Here is a 17,232-nt window from a genome sequence, read left to right on the forward strand (position 1 = left end):
CACCGCATGAAAACAGCAGACTCCGAGCCGTCCACCGGCGCGTCCCTCTTCAGCGGCGACCTTGCCGCCCGGACCAGGGCGTCCGAGGTCAACCTCCGGGGCAGCACTGTGGCGTACTGGACATATGAGCCCGTCCGGACAACCCCGGAAACGCGCACCATCCTGGTCATCCACGGGTTCCGCGGCGACCACCACGGCCTGCTTCGGGTGGCGGACCAACTCCCCGAAATGCGCCTCATCATGCCTGACCTTCCCGCTTTCGGCAGCTCTGAGGCGTTTGTCGACGGCGAACACAGCGTCCGCCGGTACGGGCAGTTCATCAGTGAGTTCATGGAGGCACTGGGCCTCGGGACGGACACGGTCCTTCTGGGGCACTCGTTCGGGTCCATCATCGCTGCCCACTTCGTGGCCGACAATCCGAACACTGTGCGGCCGCTGATCCTCATCAACCCCATAGCGGCGCCCGCCCTGGAGGGCCCCAAAGGACTCATGACCCGGCTTGCGGTGCTGTACTACCGGCTCTCCGCCCGCCTCCCCCGCTCCATGGGCCTGCTCCTGCTGCGCAGCCGGCTCATTGTCCGCGTCATGAGCGTTGCCATGGCAAAAACCAAGGACAAGGAGCTCCGGCGGTTCATCCACGGGCAGCATGAAGCCTACTTCAGCGCGTTCGCCAACCGCGAGAGCCTGCTGGAATCCTTCACGGCGTCCGTCAGCAGCAACGTCACCGAAGTGGCCGGAAAGCTCACCCTGCCTGTCCTGTTGGTGGCCGGTGAAAAGGACGAAATCGCGCTTCTCAGCGACCAGCACAAACTCGCAGGCGCCCTTCCGGACGGCACACTGGAGGTGATTCCCGGCGTGGGGCATCTGATCCACTATGAAACTCCGGAACCTGCCGCGGGTTTCATCCGCCGCTTCCTGAAGGACCACGCTGCGTGAAAATTGTCATCGACGCCCGCTTCACCCGGACGGACCACCACGACGGCATCAGCCGCTACGGGGCAAGCCTCATCGCCGCAACCTCGAAAATCGCGGACGTGTCCATGCTGATCAGCGACCTCCGGCAGCTCGCCCTGCTGCCCGACGTGCCGTACGCCCTGATCAACAGCCCGCTGTCCCCCGCGGAACTGTTCGTCGCAAGGACGGTGAACAGGCTGGGCGCCGACGTCGTAGTCTGCCCCATGCAGACCATGGGCACGTGGGGCCGAAAGTACGGGCTCGTGCTGACGCTGCATGACCTGATCTACTACGAGCACCCGGCGCCGCCCGGTTTCCTGCCGGCCCCGGTGCGCATCCTGTGGCGGCTGTACCACAAGGCGTTTTGGCCCCAGCGGCTGCTGCTCAACCGGGCAGACATCGTGGCTACCATCAGCCGCACCACCGAGGCACTGATGGCCAAGTACCGGCTGACGAACCGTCCGGTCCGGATCGTCAGCAACGCCCCGCAGCCCTCCCAACTCCCCCGCGACCCGGAGGCGGGCGCCGACAAGACCCTCCTCTACATGGGTTCGTTCATGCCGTACAAGAACGTCGAAACTATGCTTGCCGGGATGGCGGACCTGCCCGGACACACCCTGCATCTGCTCAGCCGGATCACTCCGCAGCGGCAGGCGGAACTGGAATCCCGGATGCCGGCCGGCGCGAAGGTGGTCTTCCACAACGGCGTGACCGACGAGGAGTACATCGCCCTGCTCAAGCGCACCACCGCCCTTGTCAGCCTGTCGAAGGCCGAGGGCTACGGCCTGCCTCTCGTTGAGGCAATGGCGCTGGGCACCCCCGTCATCGCCAGCGATATTCCGATTTTCCGCGAAGTGGGCGCCAACGCCGCCACCTACGTGGAACCGGATTCTCCGGCGGCCTTCACCGCGGCGGTGCACAGCCTGGACGACGTCCGGCATTGGCAGGACGTGTCGCGGCGCTCGGTGCAACGTGCGCGTGACTTCAGCTGGGACGCCTCCGCGCGGCAGCTGGTGGACGTGGCGGCGGAAGTCGTGGCCCTGCGGGGCAAAAAGCAACCCCGCTAGAGAACGTCCACGCCGTCGAGCCGCAACTGCACAGGATCGTCGGTGCGCTTCGCCGCGCTGGCGGCTTTCACCGCCCGCAGAATCCGGGTCACCGTGGCGGCCTGGCCATAGGGAATGAAGAGCAGCGTCCGGACGTCCTCGCTTGCAGCGTTCGCCGTATTCCCTCCCGCTTTACCTGCGGAAGCTGGCTGTCCCGTCAGCAGCGGCGCCGGGCCGGCAACGCGCAGCTCCACTCCTTCCGCCTTCAGCCGTCCGGTGACGGATTCCGTGAAATGCCCGACGGCGGTGCGGCCGCCGGTCACGGAGGCCACCCGCACAGCGGGCGGAAGCTGCAGTTCCGAGCGGAGTCCCAGTTCCCGCTGCGCATAGCCCGCCGGGTCCCACCGCAGCAGCGCGCCCACAGCGGCGGTGTCGTCGGCCGTGATCACCACGATTCCGCCCTCCGTTGCGGGCCTCACCAGCGCAGCAGCGTTGAACCAGCGCCGTACGGCGTCCTCCCCCGCCCGCAGGTTCTCGCGCCGCAGCAGGGAGTCACCGTCGAGAAGCAGGGCCGCTGCGTAACCGCCGTCAGCCACGGGCTCGGCGCCGACGGTGGCCACCACGAGTGATGCGACACCTGGGACGGACGCTTTGACGTGGTCTCCTGAGGATGTCACCACGGGTTTGCCGGGGAAGGCCCTGCCGAGTTCCTCCGCGGTGCGCAATGCCCCGGTGGCGCCGCGGCGCAGATGGGTGTTGTTGCAATGGCTGCACCGCCACGCTGGCGCCGGGACTGAACACCACCGGCACTGCGGCACGGCGGAGGCTCCCGCAATTGCCAAGGGCCCCTGACACGACTGGCAGCGGGCCGGTTCACGGCACGCGTCGCAGACAAGGGAGGGCGCGTAGCCGGCGCGGGCCACCTGGACCAGGACGGGGCCACGTTCCAGGCCCTCCTTGGCGGTCCGCCAGGCCGCGCCGGGCAGCCGGGCGATCCGGGCAAGGGGATCGCGCTCCTGCTCAAAGCTGTCGGCGGTGTTAAGGACGCGGGGCACGCTCCTGCGGACCACAGCGCGTTCGGCATCCACCGGCATGGCCCAGCCCGCGTCCACGAGGCGCTGCGCCTCGGTGCTGCGCGTATGCCCGGCCAGCAGGCAGGCCGCGCCGTCCTGTTCTGCGCGGAGCAGCAGCACTTCCCGTGTGTGGGCGTAGGGAGAGCGCTGCTCGATGTGGAGGTCGTCGCCGTCATCCCAGCACACCACGAGGCCAAGGTTCCGAACGGGGGCGTAGGCCGCCGAGCGCGTGCCCACGGCCACACCGGCGGTGCCGTTGAGGACCTGGAGGTAGCTGCGGTAGCGCGGCGTCTGGCCGTCATCCGCCGTCAGCCTGGCGACGTCGGAGGCCGGGAGCAGCTCCTCCAAAGCTGCCTGGACCCGGTCCAGGTCGCGATAATCGGGCACCACCACAACAGCGCCGCGTCCGGATTGCCGAACCGCGGCCACGGCCTCGGCGATCAGCCGCGGCCAGCCGCGGGGACCAAAACCCTGCAGGGCGCTGAGCACGGCCCGCGGCGAACCTCCGGCGTTGAGGTGGCGCAGGAAGGCAGTCCCGTTCCGGTAATCCATCCAGGCGGGGCCGGCGCCTGGTGGTCCTGAGGGCAGGGGGCCTGTCCCCGCCTCGACGGAAGGGTGCCCGCCCGATTCGCCCGCCGCAAGCTCCTTCTCCACTTTGGCGATCCGCGGGGGGATGGCGACGCGCAGGACATCGCTGACAGTGCCGGCGTAGCGGGCCGCAACACTGTTGGCGAGCTCCCTGAGCCCGGGTGTCAGGACGGCGACAGGGGAAATGACCTTGTGCAGCGGCACCAGCGCCTGGCCGGCGTCGGACTCGGCGATCCGTTCAAGAACGTAGCCGCTGAGTTCCTGTCCACTGAACTTGACCTTGACACGCACCCCCGGCTGGGCGGCGTCGGCCAGCTCCGCCGGGACGCTGTAGTCGAACGGCCGGTCCAGGTGCGGCAGCGGTGACTCGATGAGGACACGGGCCACTGGAAGGCGGGCAGCCAGGGGCGGCCCCGCAGTTTTGGGACTGGCGGGAAAGCCCTGGAGCAGGGAAAGCTGCTGGGGCTCGTTCGTCATTGCCTGCCCTGCATTCGGTGCCATGTCGCCTGCCTCTGTCCCGGATCAACCACCAGCCAATCACCTGGGTAGGACATTGTGGCGGACGGTCCCCCGTGCCCCGGCTTTTCGGTCCCTTGGTCTTCCGCCGCGGCTCAGGCGTTAAAGTACGCCTTCAGGTCGTCCACGCGGTCCAGGCGCTCCCAGGTGAAGTCCGGGTCGTCGCGGCCAAAGTGGCCGTGGGCGGCGGTCTTGGCGTAGATGGGGCGCTTCAGGTCGAGGGCGTCGATGATGGCACGGGGCCGGAGATCGAAAATCTCGGCGATCGCCGCGCTGATCTTTGCAGGATCGACCGTTTCAGTGCCGAAGGTCTCCACGTAGGTGCCCACCGGACGGGCCTGGCCGATCGCGTAGGCGATCTGGATCTCGGCGCGCTTGGCGAGTCCTGCCGCCACCACGTTCTTGGCCACCCAGCGCATCGCGTAGGCAGCTGAGCGGTCCACCTTTGACGGATCCTTGCCCGAGAACGCGCCGCCGCCGTGGCGGGCCATGCCACCGTACGTGTCAACGATGATCTTGCGGCCCGTGAGGCCGGCATCTCCCACCGGGCCGCCGATGACGAATGCACCGGCGGGGTTCAGGATGTTGGCGGTACGTGAGATGTCCAGGTCCGCGAGGGCCAGCACGGGGTCGATCACGTGCGCGGCGAGGTCTGCGCGGAGCTGGTCGAGGCTGAAGCCCTCGGCGTGCTGGCTGGAAATCACGATGGTCTCGACCGACACCGGACGGTCACCTTCGTAGCCAATGGTTGCCTGGGTCTTGCCATCGGGACGCAGGTAGGAGAGTTCGCCGCTCTTGCGCACTTCGGTGAGCCGCTCGGAGAGCCGGTGGGCGACCCAGATCGGGGTCGGCATGTAGGACGGCGTCTCGTCGCTGGCGTAGCCGAACATGAGGCCTTGGTCCCCGGCGCCCTGAAGGTCGTAGTCGTCCTCCTGGCGGCCTTCCCTGGCTTCCAGGGAGTTGAAGACCCCACCCGCGATGTCGTTGGACTGCTGGCCGATGGACACTGACACACCGCAGCGGGCACCGTCGAAGCCGTTTGCCGACGAGTCGTAGCCAATGCCCAGGATGGTCTCGCGGACAATCTGCGGAATCTCGACGTAGGCATCCGTGGTCACCTCACCGGCCACATGGACCAGGCCTGTGGTGGCCATGGTTTCCACAGCGACCCGCGATTCCGGATCCTTGGCCAGCAGGGCGTCAAGAATGGCGTCGCTGATCTGGTCACAGATCTTGTCCGGGTGGCCTTCAGTCACCGACTCGGAGGTGAAGAGCCGGAGCGCGGAGGGTACGGACCCGTGGGATTCAGGAATGTGCAGCGGTAAAGTCACTCAACTACCTTACTGGTTGGCAATCGGCCGGGCCGCAGCGTGTGTCCCCATGCTAAGGAGACGTTGCTTACGCCCGTCAGGTTCGCGGGAAGACCCTGCTCAGCTCGGCGCTGATGCGGTCAATGACGACGGCGGCGACGTCGTGCTTGGAGCCCGACGCCGACTGGGGTTCGGCGCCGGCGCGGGAAAGGATGATCACGGAATTGTGGTCCTGGCCAAAGACCTTGTCCGAGCCCACATGGTTGACCACCAGGAGATCGCAGCCCTTGCGCTTGAGCTTCGCTTCGGCGTATTCAAGGACGTCGCCCTGGGCATCACCGGTTTCGGCAGCAAAGCCCACCACAAGCTGGCTGTTTCCGCCGGCGTCGCGTACCGCTACGAGTTCATGCAGGATGTCCGGGTTGCGGACGAGTGAGATGACGGGGTCGGCGTGGTCATCCCGTTTCTTGATTTTGGTGCCGGAAACGTCCGCCGGGCGGAAATCCGCCACGGCCGCGGCCATAATGACGACGTCGGAACCGGCTGCCGCCGTCAGCATGGCTTCCCGGAGTTGCAGGGCACTTTCGACCTCCACCACCTCGACACCCGCCGGAACGGGGACCTCCATGTGGGCGGCCACGAGGCGCACATTGGCTCCGGCATCCCTGGCCGCCTCGGCGAGGGCAACGCCCTGCTTTCCGGAGGAACGGTTGCCCAGGAACCGCACCGGATCCAGCGGCTCACGTGTTCCTCCGGCGCTGATGGTCACGGTCCGTCCGGCGAGGGGGAAGATCGGAGCTTCCGGAGAGCCGGGGACGGCGTCACGGAGACCGTGGACCAGGGCCATGGCCGCTTCGTAGATCGCCTCGGGTTCGGGGAGCCTTCCGGGCCCGGAATCAGAACCGGTCAATCTGCCGCTGGCAGGTTCAAGGACGGTGACGCCCCGGCTGCGCAGCGTTTCGACGTTGGCCTGGGTGGCGGCGTGCAGCCACATCTCGGTGTGCATTGCCGGGGCAAAAAGAACGGGCCCGCCGGCCATCAGCAGAGTATTCGTCAGGAGATCGTTAGCTTGCCCTGTGGCAGCGCGGGCCAGCAGGTCGGCCGTGGCAGGGGCCACGACGATCAGGTCTGCCTCGTGGCCCAGGCGCACGTGGTTCACGAGGTGGACATCGTCGAAGACGCTGTTGCTGACCGTGTTACCGGAGAGCGCCTCCCAGGTTGCCACGCCGACGAAGCGGGTTGCAGCTTCGGTGGGGATGACGGTGACGTCATGGCCGGCTTCAGTAAAAAGCCGGAGGAGCGATGCCACCTTGTAGGCGGCAATCCCTCCCCCGACTCCGAGGACTATGCGCACGTGATCTCCGTCAACAGGCAGTCTTTTACTCTGTGGATGTTACTCGGACGCCTCGATGGGCGTAGAGACGAGCTTGCCTTCGTTGATCTCGCGCAGGGCGATGGACAGTGACTTCTCGTTCAGCTTGGTGTCGACCAGCGGGCCGACGTACTCGAACAGGCCCTCATGGAGCTGGGCGTAGTATGCGTTGATCTGACGTGCTCGCTTGGCACCGAAGATCACCAGGCCGTACTTGGAATCGGCTGCCTTGAGCAGCGAGTCGATCGGCGGGTTGATGATGCCTTCAAGGTTCGTGGACACGAATTCTCCAAATTTCTAACGGGCTGATCGCTTCTGCGGTTAGCGCGGGTGCGGGGTCAGCCCCATGAGTGAAACAAGCTCGTCCGCTGCCCGGCGAACGTCGTCATTGATGACGGTGTGGTCGAACTCCGGTTCAGCAGCAAGCTCTACTTTACCGGTTTCCAGCCGTCGCTGCTGTTCCTCGGCCGATTCCGTGCCGCGGCCCACCAGGCGGCGCACCAATTCTTCCCAGCTGGGTGGTGCCAGGAACACGAACTGCGCGTCCGGAAGCGCCTGTTTGACCTGCCGCGCCCCCTGCAGATCGATCTCCAGCAGCACCGAGCGCCCCTCGGCGATGGCCTGCTTTACCGTGCTCTTCAGCGTGCCGTAGGTGTTCTGCCCATGGACCACGGCCCATTCGAGGAATTCTCCGGCGGCCACGAGGGACTCGAACTCCTCCTTGGACTTGAAGTAGTAGTGCACTCCGTCGATCTCACCGGGCCGCGGAGCACGGGTGGTGGCTGAAACGGACAGCCAGACCTCCGGGTAGTTGTCCCTGATATAGGTGGACACGGTGCCTTTGCCAACAGCCGTAGGACCAGCGAGGACTGTCAGTCCGGGTTTCTTGCTCACGTATTCCTTTGGGCAGTTTTCAGATGAATTTCGGATGAATCTATTTCTCGTTCATAAAATCTACCAGCGCCCGGCGCTGGTGCACTCCCAGCCCCCGCACCCGCCTCGACGCTGCGATGCCCACGGTCTCCATAATGGCGGCAGCCCGCACCTTCCCGATTCCCGGCAGGGCCTCCAGCAGCTCGGACACCCGCATCCGGGCGATGGCGTCCTCGCTGCCTCCCGAGTCCAGCACCTCCGCGATGGACAGGTCTCCGGTTTTGAGCCTCTCCTTGGCGGCGGCTCTGGCGGCCCTGGCAGCGGCGGCTTTCTTGAGCGCATCAGCACGTTCCTGGGCTGACAAGGGTCGCAAGGTCACGGTCATCCCCCGAGGGTCGCCTATGGATCCACGGCCTTGGGCCGTTGGACTTGTCCTGAACCTACTCCTCGGCAGCGGCAGAAATCAATGGACTATTCGCCGCGGAGCCCGTCCAGCGTGCTCGTGGCTGCGTCCTGCAGGCTGCGGACACCGGGCCCGGCCTTGAGGATGTCCCTGCTGGACGTCCCCAGCACTTGCGGGTACGCGGCTCCAAAGGTCTGTCGCAGGTCGGCAGGCGTGGCGCCCTGGGCACCCAGCCCGGGGGCCAGGATGGGCCCACGGACGGCGCCGAGGTCCAGGCCCAGGTCCGCCAGCGCGGTGCCCACGGTGGCGCCCACCACGAGTCCAACGGAGCCAAGCGTCCCGTCGTACCGTTTGTTTTCTCCGGCGGCGGCCTCGGCAATCCGGCGCGCAACAGAATCGCTGCCGCCGACGTGCTGGACCGAGGCCCCCTCCGGGTTTGACGTCAGGGCCAGGACAAAGACGCCGCGGCCGTGCTCGGCCGCGAGGTCCAACGCCGGGCGCAGCGACTCGAAGCCAAGGTACGGGCTCAGGGTCACCGAGTCGGCCGCCAGCGCTGAGCCGTCACGCAGCCAGGCGTCGGCATACGCCGCCATCGTGGAGCCGATGTCCCCGCGCTTCGCGTCGGCGATGCTCAGCACACCGGCGCCAGCCGCGGCGGACAGCGTCCGCTCCAGGGCGGCCATGCCCTTGGAGCCGTGGCGCTCGTAGAGCGCCACCTGCGGCTTGACGGCGGCAGCGAGGGAACCCACGGCTTCCAGGACCGTCAGCGAAAAGCGCTCCAGGCCGGCGGCGTCGTCGTTCAGTCCCCACGCGCTGAGCAGGGCCGGGTGCGGATCGATGCCGACACACAGGGGGCCGCGCTCAGCCATGGCCCGGCCGAGCCGGGAGCCGAAGGACTCCAGGCCGGCCGTTTCTGCAGCTTCCGCGCTGCGGGTTCCTGCACCCTCAGGCATGCCAGGACGCCTTGAGGTTGGCGGCATGCTCCTGCAGGCTGGTCACCGACCATTCGTAGGTGCGCAGTGCTTCGATGGCCTGGACGGCGGCGTTGAACTCGGCCACGGTGGTGATGCAGGGGATGCCAATGGAGGTGGCCGCTGCCCGTAGCTCGTAGCCGTCGCTGCGGGCTTCGCCGCCGGACGGGGTGTTGAACACCATGTCGATTTCGCCTGCGATCACGAGGTCGGCAATGGTGCCTTCGCCTTCGGCGCTGCTGCCCTCGGCCACCTTCCGGACCGGCGTGGCCTGGATGCCGTTGCGGCGCAGGACGTCGGCCGTGCCGCCGGTCGAGACAATCTCGAAACCGAGGTCGGAGAGCCGCTTGACGCCCATGATTACGGAACGCTTGTCGCGGTTGGCCACGGAGACGAAGATCTTGCCCTCCGTGGGCAGGGCATTGTTCGCTCCGGCCTGGCTCTTGGCGAAGGCGGTGTCGAAGTGCTTATCGATACCCATGACTTCGCCGGTAGAACGCATTTCCGGCCCGAGCAGCGAGTCTACGACCTTGCCTTCCGGGGTGCGGAACCGGCTGAACGGCAGGACAGCTTCCTTGACCGAAACGGGCGCATCCAGTGGCAGGGTGGAGCCGTCGCCGGATTCCGGGAGCATCTTGTAGGCGCTGCGGAGCTGGTTGATAGTGACGCCGGTGCCGATCAGGGCAGCCGCCTTCGCCATCTGCACGCCGGTCGCCTTGGACACGAACGGCACGGTCCGCGAGGCCCGGGGGTTGGCTTCCAGCACGTACAGCACGTCGGAGGCCAGGGCGAACTGGATGTTGATGAGGCCGCGCACGCCCACGCCTTCGGCGATCGCACGGGTGGCGGTCCGGACGCGCTCCAGCACGTTGCCGCCCAGGGTGATGGGAGGCAGGACGCAGGCGGAGTCACCGGAGTGGATGCCCGCTTCCTCGATGTGCTCCATGATGCCGCCGAGATACATGTCCTTGCCGTCGAACAGCGCGTCGACGTCAATCTCAACCGCGTCCTCCAGGAACCGGTCGATCAGTACCGGGTGGTCCGGGGTGATTTCCGTGGCGTTGGCGATGTAGCGGGACAGGTTGGGCTCGTCGTAGACGATTTCCATGCCGCGGCCGCCCAGGACGTAGGACGGTCGCACCAGCACCGGGTAACCGATTTCATCGGCGATCTTCTTGGCATCCTCAAAGGACACGGCCGTGCCGTTCTTCGGGGAGATAAGCCCGGCTTCGTCCAGGACGCGGGCGAAGGCGCCGCGGTGCTCGGCGAGGTCGATCGCTTCCGGCGAGGTGCCCAGGATGGGCACGCCGGCGTCGGCCAGCTGCTGGGCGAGCTTCAGCGGGGTCTGGCCACCAAGCTGCACGAACACGCCCATGACGCCGCCGGTGCGTTCTTCGGCGGCGATGACCTCGAGGACGTCCTCGAGGGTCAGCGGCTCGAAGTACAGGCGTGTGGAGACGTCATAGTCGGTGGAGACGGTTTCCGGGTTGCAGTTGACCATCACGGTCTCGTAGCCGGCCTTGCGCAGCGCCATGGAGGCGTGGACGCAGGAGTAGTCGAACTCGATGCCCTGGCCGATGCGGTTGGGGCCGGAGCCGAGGATCAGGATGGACGGCTTGGAGTGCAGCGCAACCTCGTCCTCCTCGTCGTACGACGAGTAGTGGTACGGGGTGTACGCCGCGAATTCGGCGGCACAGGTGTCCACGGTCTTGTAGACCGGGCGGATGCCGAGGGCCTGCCGGACCCCGCGGACCACGGCCTCCGGGTTGTGCGTCAGGGCACCGATCTGCTCATCAGAGAAGCCGTGGCGCTTCGCGCGCTGCAGCATCTCCTGCGTGAGCGCGCCGGACTGGCGGATCTCGCGGGAGATCTCGTTCAGCAGCTGGAGCTGATCAAGGAACCAGGGATCGATCTTCGTGGCCTCGAAGAGTTCCTCCACACTGGCGCCGCCGAGCAGGGCGCGCTGCACCTGGTGCAGGCGTTCCGTCGTCGGGCGCTTGGCCTTTTCGATGAGCTCCGGCACTTCCCATTCGGGAACGGAGCTGAAGTCCAGCTGCGAGCCCTTCTGCTCCAGGGACCGCAGGGCCTTCTGCAGGGCCTCGGTGAAGTTGCGACCCATGGCCATGGCTTCGCCGACGGACTTCATCGTGGTGGTGAGTGTGGGGTCGGCTGCGGGGAACTTCTCGAAGGCGAACCGCGGGACCTTGACCACGACGTAGTCGAGCGTGGGCTCGAAGGACGCGGGGGTCTGCTGGGTGATGTCGTTGGGGATCTCGTCCAGGGTGTAGCCGAGCGAGAGCTTGGTGGCGATCTTGGCGATGGCGAAGCCGGTGGCCTTGGAGGCCAGGGCCGAGGAGCGGGAAACGCGCGGGTTCATCTCGATGACCACAACGCGGCCGGTCTGCGGATCAATGGCGAACTGGATGTTGCAGCCGCCGGTGTCCACGCCGACTTCACGGATGACCGCGATGGAGATGTCGCGCAGCCGCTGGTATTCGCGGTCGGTGAGGGTCAGTGCCGGGGCAACGGTGATCGAATCGCCGGTGTGCACGCCCACGGGATCGAAGTTCTCGATGGAACAGACAACAACGACGTTGTCGTTCTTGTCCCGCATCATTTCGAGTTCGTATTCCTTCCAGCCGAGGATGCTCTCTTCCAGGAGCACCTCGCTGGTGGGGCTGTACTGCAGGCCCTGGCCGACGATCCGGCGGAGGTCGTCTTCGCTGTAGGCGAGCCCGGAGCCCAGGCCGCCCATGGTGAAGGACGGGCGGACCACCATGGGGTAGCCGAGGTCGTCGGCTGCCTTCAGGGCCTCGTCCATGGTGTGGATGATGTGGCTGCGCGCAGATTCCGCGCCGCACCGCTCCACCACGCCCTTGAACTTCTCCCGGTCCTCGCCGAGTTCGATCGCCGCGATGTTGGCGCCGATCAGTTCCACGTTGTACTTCTCCAGCACGCCGTTCTTGTCCAGCGCGATGGCAGTGTTGAGGGCCGTCTGGCCGCCCAGGGTGGGCAGCACGGCGTCGGGGCGCTCCTTGGCGATGATCTTCTCGACCACCTCGGGGGTGATCGGCTCGATGTAGGTGGCGTCCGCGAACTCGGGGTCCGTCATGATGGTTGCCGGATTGGAGTTGACGAGGATGACCCGCAGGCCCTCATCCTTGAGGACGCGAAGGGCCTGGGTGCCGGAGTAGTCGAATTCGGCGGCCTGGCCGATCACGATCGGGCCGGAACCGATGACCAGGACGCTCTTAAGGTCAGTTCTCTTGGGCATTACTTCTTGTCCTCAGTCTTGGAATCGGTGGTGTTCTGATCGTCTGCCGGCTTCTCCGACAGGTTGGCGGTGCGGCCGTTACGCGTGCCCTCCATCAGCTCGATGAAGCGGTCGAAAAGGTACGCGGCGTCGTGCGGCCCGGCCGCTGCTTCCGGGTGGTACTGGACCGAAAAGGCCGGGATGTCCAGGCACGCGAGCCCTTCAACAACGTCGTCGTTGAGGCTGATGTGGCTCACTTCAACCCGGCCGTAGCGCTCTTCGGGCGCTGTGGTGGGGCCGTCCAGCGGGGCGTCGACGGCGAAGCCGTGATTCTGTGAGGTGATTTCCACTTTGCCGGTGCGGCGGTCCATGACCGGCTGGTTGATCCCGCGGTGGCCGTACTTGAGCTTGTACGTGCCGAATCCCAGGGCACGGCCCAGGATCTGGTTGCCGAAGCAGATGCCGAAGTACGGCAGCTTCTCATCCAGCACGGTACGGAGCAGCTTGACCTGGTTGTCGGCCGTGGCGGGGTCGCCGGGGCCGTTGGACATGAAGAACCCGTCCGGGTTGACGGCCTTGACGTCCTCGATGGTGGCGGTGGCGGGCAGCACGTGGACACGGACACCGCGCTCGGCGAACCGGACCGGCGTCATGGCCTTGATGCCGAGGTCGATGGCGGCGATGCTGAACCGCGCGTCGCCTTTCCAGCCATGGTCCTTGGGCTCCACGACGTAGGCCTCGTCGATGCTGACTTCCTCGGCCAGCCGGGCGCCTTCCATCGGGGCGCTGGCCAGGACCGCGTCAAGGAGCTCCTTTTCCGTGGCCTCTGCCGCCTTGCCGGAGAAGATGCCTGCGCGCATGGTCTTGTGTTCGCGCAGGTGCCGGGTGATGGCCCGGGTGTCCACGCCTTGGATGCCCACGATGCCCTGCTCCACGAGTTCGTCGTCGAGACTGCGCTCTGAGCGCCAGTTGGAGGGGCGGCGGGCGGCGTCGCGGACGATGTAGCCGGCCACCCAGATGCGGCGGGACTCGGCGTCTTCGCTGTTCACGCCGGTGTTGCCGATGTGCGGCGCCGTCTGCACCACCAGCTGGCGGGCGTAGGACGGGTCGGTGATGGTCTCCTGGTAGCCGGTCATGCCGGTGGCGAAGACCGCCTCGCCGAGCGCGGTGCCTTGGGCGCCGTAGCTGCTGCCGCGGAAGATGCGGCCGTCTTCGAGCACCAGGGCGGCCGGGGAGCTTGCTGTGTTGTTGTCCGTCACTGTATTACTTTCCACTCTGGGCATCGGCCTGCGGGCCTGCGGAGATTAGTTCTTGAAGTTTTTGGAAGAGGGCCGGTTTGTCGGCGGCCCGGCGGGTTCGGAAGCCGGTGTCCAGCTGGTGGGTCCCAAGCGCCCAGGTGAGGACCAGCAGTCCGTCCTTTTCGACGAACTTGCCGGCCATGCCGCTGTCCTGCCGGACACCGTTCAGCCCGGCTGCCGGGATGAACAGCGGCGCGGCACCGGAACGGTCCAGGAGCACGCCCTGGGGATGCACGCTGAGCTGCGCGTTGGTGCGGATGCCGAGGCCGTGCACCGCAATCCGGTCCAGCCAGTCGCCGGCCGTGGTGGACGCGACGTACTGGCCTTCGGCCGTCAGCAGCGGCTCGCCCAGTCCGGCGGGCACGGAAGGAAGTGGCTCGATGTCCGACTGGCGCCGGAGCCGGCTCCGCCACCCCATCCAGATCAGGCCAAGGGCGACGGCGATGAGGACCGCCGTGATCAGCCCGGCAAGGAGTTCCTTCTCCATCAGTTCGCGCCCGCCATGCCGGCAGCCGGAGCTTCCGCGGGATAACGGTAGGGGGTGTTGAGTTTGCCCTCAAGGACGGTGGGGTGCCCCTTGAAGAACGTGGCCACCACCTTGCCGGGGAGTTCCATGCCGCGGAAGGGCGAGTTGCGCCCCATCGTGGCCATGGCGGAGGGGTCAACGGTCCAGCGGGCCGCGGGATCCACCAGGATGATGTTGGCGGGCTCCCCCTTTTCGAGGGGACGGCCCTGGTCTGCGAGACGGCCGATTCCGGCAGGCGCCACGGAGGTTACCCGGGCGAAATCCGACCAGGTCATGAGGCCGGTCTCGATCATGGCGTGCTGCACGACGGACAGGGCGGTTTCCAGCCCGGTCATGCCCAGGGCAGCCTGAGCCCACTCGCATTCTTTGTGTTCGCTGGGGTGCGGAGCGTGGTCGGTGCCCACGACGTCGATGGTGCCGTCGGCCAGGGCAGCCCGCAGCGCCTCAACGTCGGCGTTGGTGCGCAGCGGCGGGTTGACCTTGTACACGGGGTCATAGCTGCGGACCAGCTCGTCGGTGAGCAGGAGGTGGTGGGGCGTCACTTCAGCGGTGACGTTGATCCCGCGGCCCTTGGCCCAGCGGATGATCTCCACCGATCCGGCGGTGGACACGTGGCAGACGTGAAGCCTGGATCCGACGTGCTGGGCGAGCAGGACGTCGCGGGCGATGATGCTTTCCTCGGCGACGGCAGGCCAGCCGGTCAGCCCCAGGACCGCGGAGACCTCGCCTTCGTTCATCTGTGCCCCGGCGGTGAGGCGGGGTTCCTGCGCATGCTGGGCCACGACGCCGTCGAACGCCTTGACGTATTCAAGGGCGCGGCGCATGAGGACGGGGTCGTGGACGCAGATGCCGTCATCGGAGAACATCCGGACCTGCGCGCGGGAGTCGGCCATGGCGCCGAGCTCGGCCAGCTGCTCCCCTGCCAGGCCGACGGTGACAGCACCCACCGGGCGGACGTCCACCCAGCCTGCGGCGCGGCCCAGGCTGTGGACCTGCTCCACGACGCCGGCCGTGTCGGCCACCGGGGTGCTGTTGGCCATGGCATGCACGGCGGTGAAGCCACCGAGCGCCGCCGCCCGGGTTCCCGTTTCGACGGTCTCGGCGTCTTCGCGGCCCGGCTCGCGGAGGTGCGTGTGCACGTCCACCATGCCCGGCAGCGCGATGAGGCCGTCGGCGTCGATGACCGTGGCGTCGTCGGCCGCGTCTGTCCCCGACAGGTCCTTGCCTCGCCCGGCGATGACGCCGTCGCGGATGAGCAGGTCCTCCGCACCTTCGCCGAGGATCGACGCGCCGCGGATGAGGTAGGTTCCGCTGGGGTTCGTGCCGTTGCTCTTCGTGCCATTGCTGGCGGTCTGGTCAGCCATTACTTGCTCTCTTTCAGGGTGGCGGCTGGTTCGCGGGTGTCCCCGGAGAGCAGCAGGTACAGGGCGGCCATGCGGACGGATACGCCGTTCCGGACCTGTGCGAGCACGGTGGAACGGGGCGAGTCGGCAGCAGCGGCGGAAATTTCCAGCCCACGGTTCATGGGCCCGGGGTGCATGATGATGGTGTCTTTGAGTCCGAGGGTGTCCAGGGCCCGGAGCCTGGCGTCGTCAAAGCCCCAGCGGCGCGAGTACTCACGGGTGGAGGGGAAGAATGAGGCGTTCATCCGTTCGCCCTGGACCCGGAGCATCATCACGGCGTCCACGCCCTTTTCGAGCGTTTGGTCCATGTTGTAGCTGACCTTGCAGGGCCAGGTTTCGACGCCGATGGGCAGCAGCGTGGGCGGCGCCACGAGGGTGACTTCGGCTCCCAGCGTGCGCAGCAGCCATACGTTGGACCGCGCAACCCGTGAGTGCAGGACGTCGCCGGCTATCGCTACGCGCATGCCTTTCAGGTCAGCCCCGACGGATGGCAGGCCCGCGAGTTTTGCCCAGTGCCGGCGCATGGTGAAGGCGTCCAGCAGCGCCTGGGTGGGGTGTTCGTGCGTGCCGTCACCGGCATTGATGACGGCGGCGTCAATCCAGTCGGTCGCAGCAAGCCGGTGTGGAGCACCGGAGGCCCAGTGGCGGATCACGACGGCGTCTGCACCCATCGCGGACAGCGTCTGGGCAGTGTCCTTGAGGGACTCCCCCTTGGAGACCGATGACCCCTTGGCAGCAAAGTTGATGACGTCCGCGGAAAGCCGTTTGGCGGCGGCCTCGAACGAGATCCGGGTGCGGGTGGAATCCTCGAAGAAGAGGTTCACCACCGTGCGGCCGCGCAGCGCGGGAAGTTTCTTGACCTCGCGGTCACCCACAGCCGCCATTTCCTCGGCCGTGTCGAGGATCCGCACAGCGTTGGCGAGGCTCAGGTTTTCGGTGGACAGCAGGTGCTTCATGCGCCGGCCTCGATGACGACCTCATTGACCGTCTGGCCGTCAATGACGTCGGTTTCCTCGAGGCGTACGCGGACCTTTTCGGAGGAGGAAGTCGGCAGGTTCTTGCCCACGTGGTCCGCCCGGATGGGAAGCTCACGGTGCCCGCGGTCGACGAGGACGGCAAGGCGCACGATGCGGGGCCGTCCGAGGTCAACGAGGGCGTCCAGGGCGGCGCGGATGGTGCGGCCGGAGTACAGCACGTCGTCGATCAGGACAACAACCTTGTTGTCGATGCCGGTCAGCGGCAGCTGGGTGTGGTGGGGCGGCCTGGTGGGCTGGTGGGACAGATCGTCGCGGAACATCGTGACGTCAAGCTGGCCAACGATGGCGGCGGCGTTGACGGCGGGGTCTGCGGCGGCGATTTTCTGGGCGAGCCGGACGGCCAGCGGGTAGCCGCGGCGCGGAATGCCCAGCAGCACCAGGTCCTGGGAGCCTTTGTTGGCCTCGAGGATCTCATGGGCGATACGAGTGAGTGCACGGTCAATATCAGCCTGGTTGAGTACAACCCTGGCCGGAACCGGTGCCTGTGTGACAGGAGTCAACGCTCGTCTCCCCTTTCCCCGCCTCACGGGACGGAATTAAAAAAGGAACATTGCTTTCCCAAATTACCACACGGACATTTGCCAACTGGTCCCGCGGGAAGGCGTCGTC

General features: G+C 66.8%; 15 protein-coding genes. 2 read left to right on the top strand and 13 right to left on the bottom strand.

The annotated features are described in order from the left end of the window. Window positions 1-6: 6 nt before the first annotated feature. The gene (locus AC6CH3_RS05095; protein ID WP_498131408.1) at window positions 7-936 is read left to right on the top strand and encodes an alpha/beta fold hydrolase; all 930 of its coding nucleotides are present in this window, start codon (window positions 7-9) and stop codon (window positions 934-936) included. Then, window positions 933-2,021, top strand: a complete 1,089-nt coding sequence (locus tag AC6CH3_RS05100; protein ID WP_498131409.1) for a glycosyltransferase family 4 protein — start codon at window positions 933-935, stop codon at window positions 2,019-2,021. Before AC6CH3_RS05095 ends, AC6CH3_RS05100 begins: the two co-directional genes overlap by 4 nt. On the opposite strand, the gene AC6CH3_RS05105 is transcribed toward AC6CH3_RS05100, so the two are convergent. From AC6CH3_RS05105 to pyrR, 13 genes are all read right to left on the bottom strand, one after another. Further along, window positions 2,018-4,162: a primosomal protein N' gene (locus AC6CH3_RS05105; RefSeq protein ID WP_498131410.1), complete on the bottom strand. Its 2,145-nt coding sequence runs from the start codon at window positions 4,160-4,162 to the stop codon at window positions 2,018-2,020. The genes AC6CH3_RS05100 and AC6CH3_RS05105 overlap by 4 nt on opposite strands. Window positions 4,163-4,272: 110 nt before the next feature. Next, on the bottom strand, window positions 4,273-5,508 hold the full coding sequence (metK, locus tag AC6CH3_RS05110; protein ID WP_400576124.1) for a methionine adenosyltransferase: 1,236 nt from the start codon (window positions 5,506-5,508) through the stop codon (window positions 4,273-4,275). Window positions 5,509-5,584: 76 nt separating this feature from the next. Further along, on the bottom strand, window positions 5,585-6,841 hold the full coding sequence (coaBC, locus tag AC6CH3_RS05115; protein ID WP_498131411.1) for a bifunctional phosphopantothenoylcysteine decarboxylase/phosphopantothenate--cysteine ligase CoaBC: 1,257 nt from the start codon (window positions 6,839-6,841) through the stop codon (window positions 5,585-5,587). 39 nt (window positions 6,842-6,880) lie between these two features. Beyond that, window positions 6,881-7,141, bottom strand: coding sequence for a DNA-directed RNA polymerase subunit omega (gene rpoZ / locus AC6CH3_RS05120; RefSeq protein ID WP_205653913.1), 261 nt, complete (start codon window positions 7,139-7,141; stop codon window positions 6,881-6,883). Window positions 7,142-7,180: 39 nt separating this feature from the next. Continuing rightward, complete coding sequence (gmk, locus tag AC6CH3_RS05125; protein ID WP_205653914.1) at window positions 7,181-7,753, bottom strand: guanylate kinase; 573 nt, start codon at window positions 7,751-7,753, stop codon at window positions 7,181-7,183. A gap of 40 nt (window positions 7,754-7,793) precedes the next feature. Then, complete coding sequence (mihF, locus tag AC6CH3_RS05130; protein ID WP_400576119.1) at window positions 7,794-8,117, bottom strand: integration host factor, actinobacterial type; 324 nt, start codon at window positions 8,115-8,117, stop codon at window positions 7,794-7,796. Window positions 8,118-8,203: 86 nt separating this feature from the next. Beyond that, complete coding sequence (gene pyrF / locus AC6CH3_RS05135) at window positions 8,204-9,088, bottom strand: orotidine-5'-phosphate decarboxylase (protein ID WP_498131412.1); 885 nt, start codon at window positions 9,086-9,088, stop codon at window positions 8,204-8,206. Further along, window positions 9,081-12,380: a carbamoyl-phosphate synthase large subunit gene (carB, locus tag AC6CH3_RS05140; protein ID WP_498131413.1), complete on the bottom strand. Its 3,300-nt coding sequence runs from the start codon at window positions 12,378-12,380 to the stop codon at window positions 9,081-9,083. Before carB ends, pyrF begins: the two co-directional genes overlap by 8 nt. Beyond that, on the bottom strand, window positions 12,380-13,642 hold the full coding sequence (gene carA / locus AC6CH3_RS05145; RefSeq protein WP_498131414.1) for a glutamine-hydrolyzing carbamoyl-phosphate synthase small subunit: 1,263 nt from the start codon (window positions 13,640-13,642) through the stop codon (window positions 12,380-12,382). The genes carB and carA overlap by 1 nt, the downstream gene beginning before the upstream one ends. Beyond that, window positions 13,623-14,144, bottom strand: coding sequence for a PH-like domain-containing protein (locus AC6CH3_RS05150; protein ID WP_498131415.1), 522 nt, complete (start codon window positions 14,142-14,144; stop codon window positions 13,623-13,625). Before AC6CH3_RS05150 ends, carA begins: the two co-directional genes overlap by 20 nt. Continuing rightward, window positions 14,144-15,547 carry a dihydroorotase gene (locus AC6CH3_RS05155; RefSeq protein ID WP_498131416.1) on the bottom strand — a complete coding sequence of 468 codons (1,404 nt, stop codon included), beginning with the start codon at window positions 15,545-15,547 and terminating at the stop codon, window positions 14,144-14,146. Before AC6CH3_RS05155 ends, AC6CH3_RS05150 begins: the two co-directional genes overlap by 1 nt. Further along, window positions 15,547-16,542: an aspartate carbamoyltransferase catalytic subunit gene (locus AC6CH3_RS05160; protein WP_498131417.1), complete on the bottom strand. Its 996-nt coding sequence runs from the start codon at window positions 16,540-16,542 to the stop codon at window positions 15,547-15,549. The genes AC6CH3_RS05155 and AC6CH3_RS05160 overlap by 1 nt, the downstream gene beginning before the upstream one ends. Then, window positions 16,539-17,123 carry a bifunctional pyr operon transcriptional regulator/uracil phosphoribosyltransferase PyrR gene (gene pyrR / locus AC6CH3_RS05165; RefSeq protein WP_498131418.1) on the bottom strand — a complete coding sequence of 195 codons (585 nt, stop codon included), beginning with the start codon at window positions 17,121-17,123 and terminating at the stop codon, window positions 16,539-16,541. The genes AC6CH3_RS05160 and pyrR overlap by 4 nt, the downstream gene beginning before the upstream one ends. Between the last annotated feature and the right edge of the window lie 109 nt (window positions 17,124-17,232).

The organism is Arthrobacter sp. GQ119, from assembly GCF_059759125.1.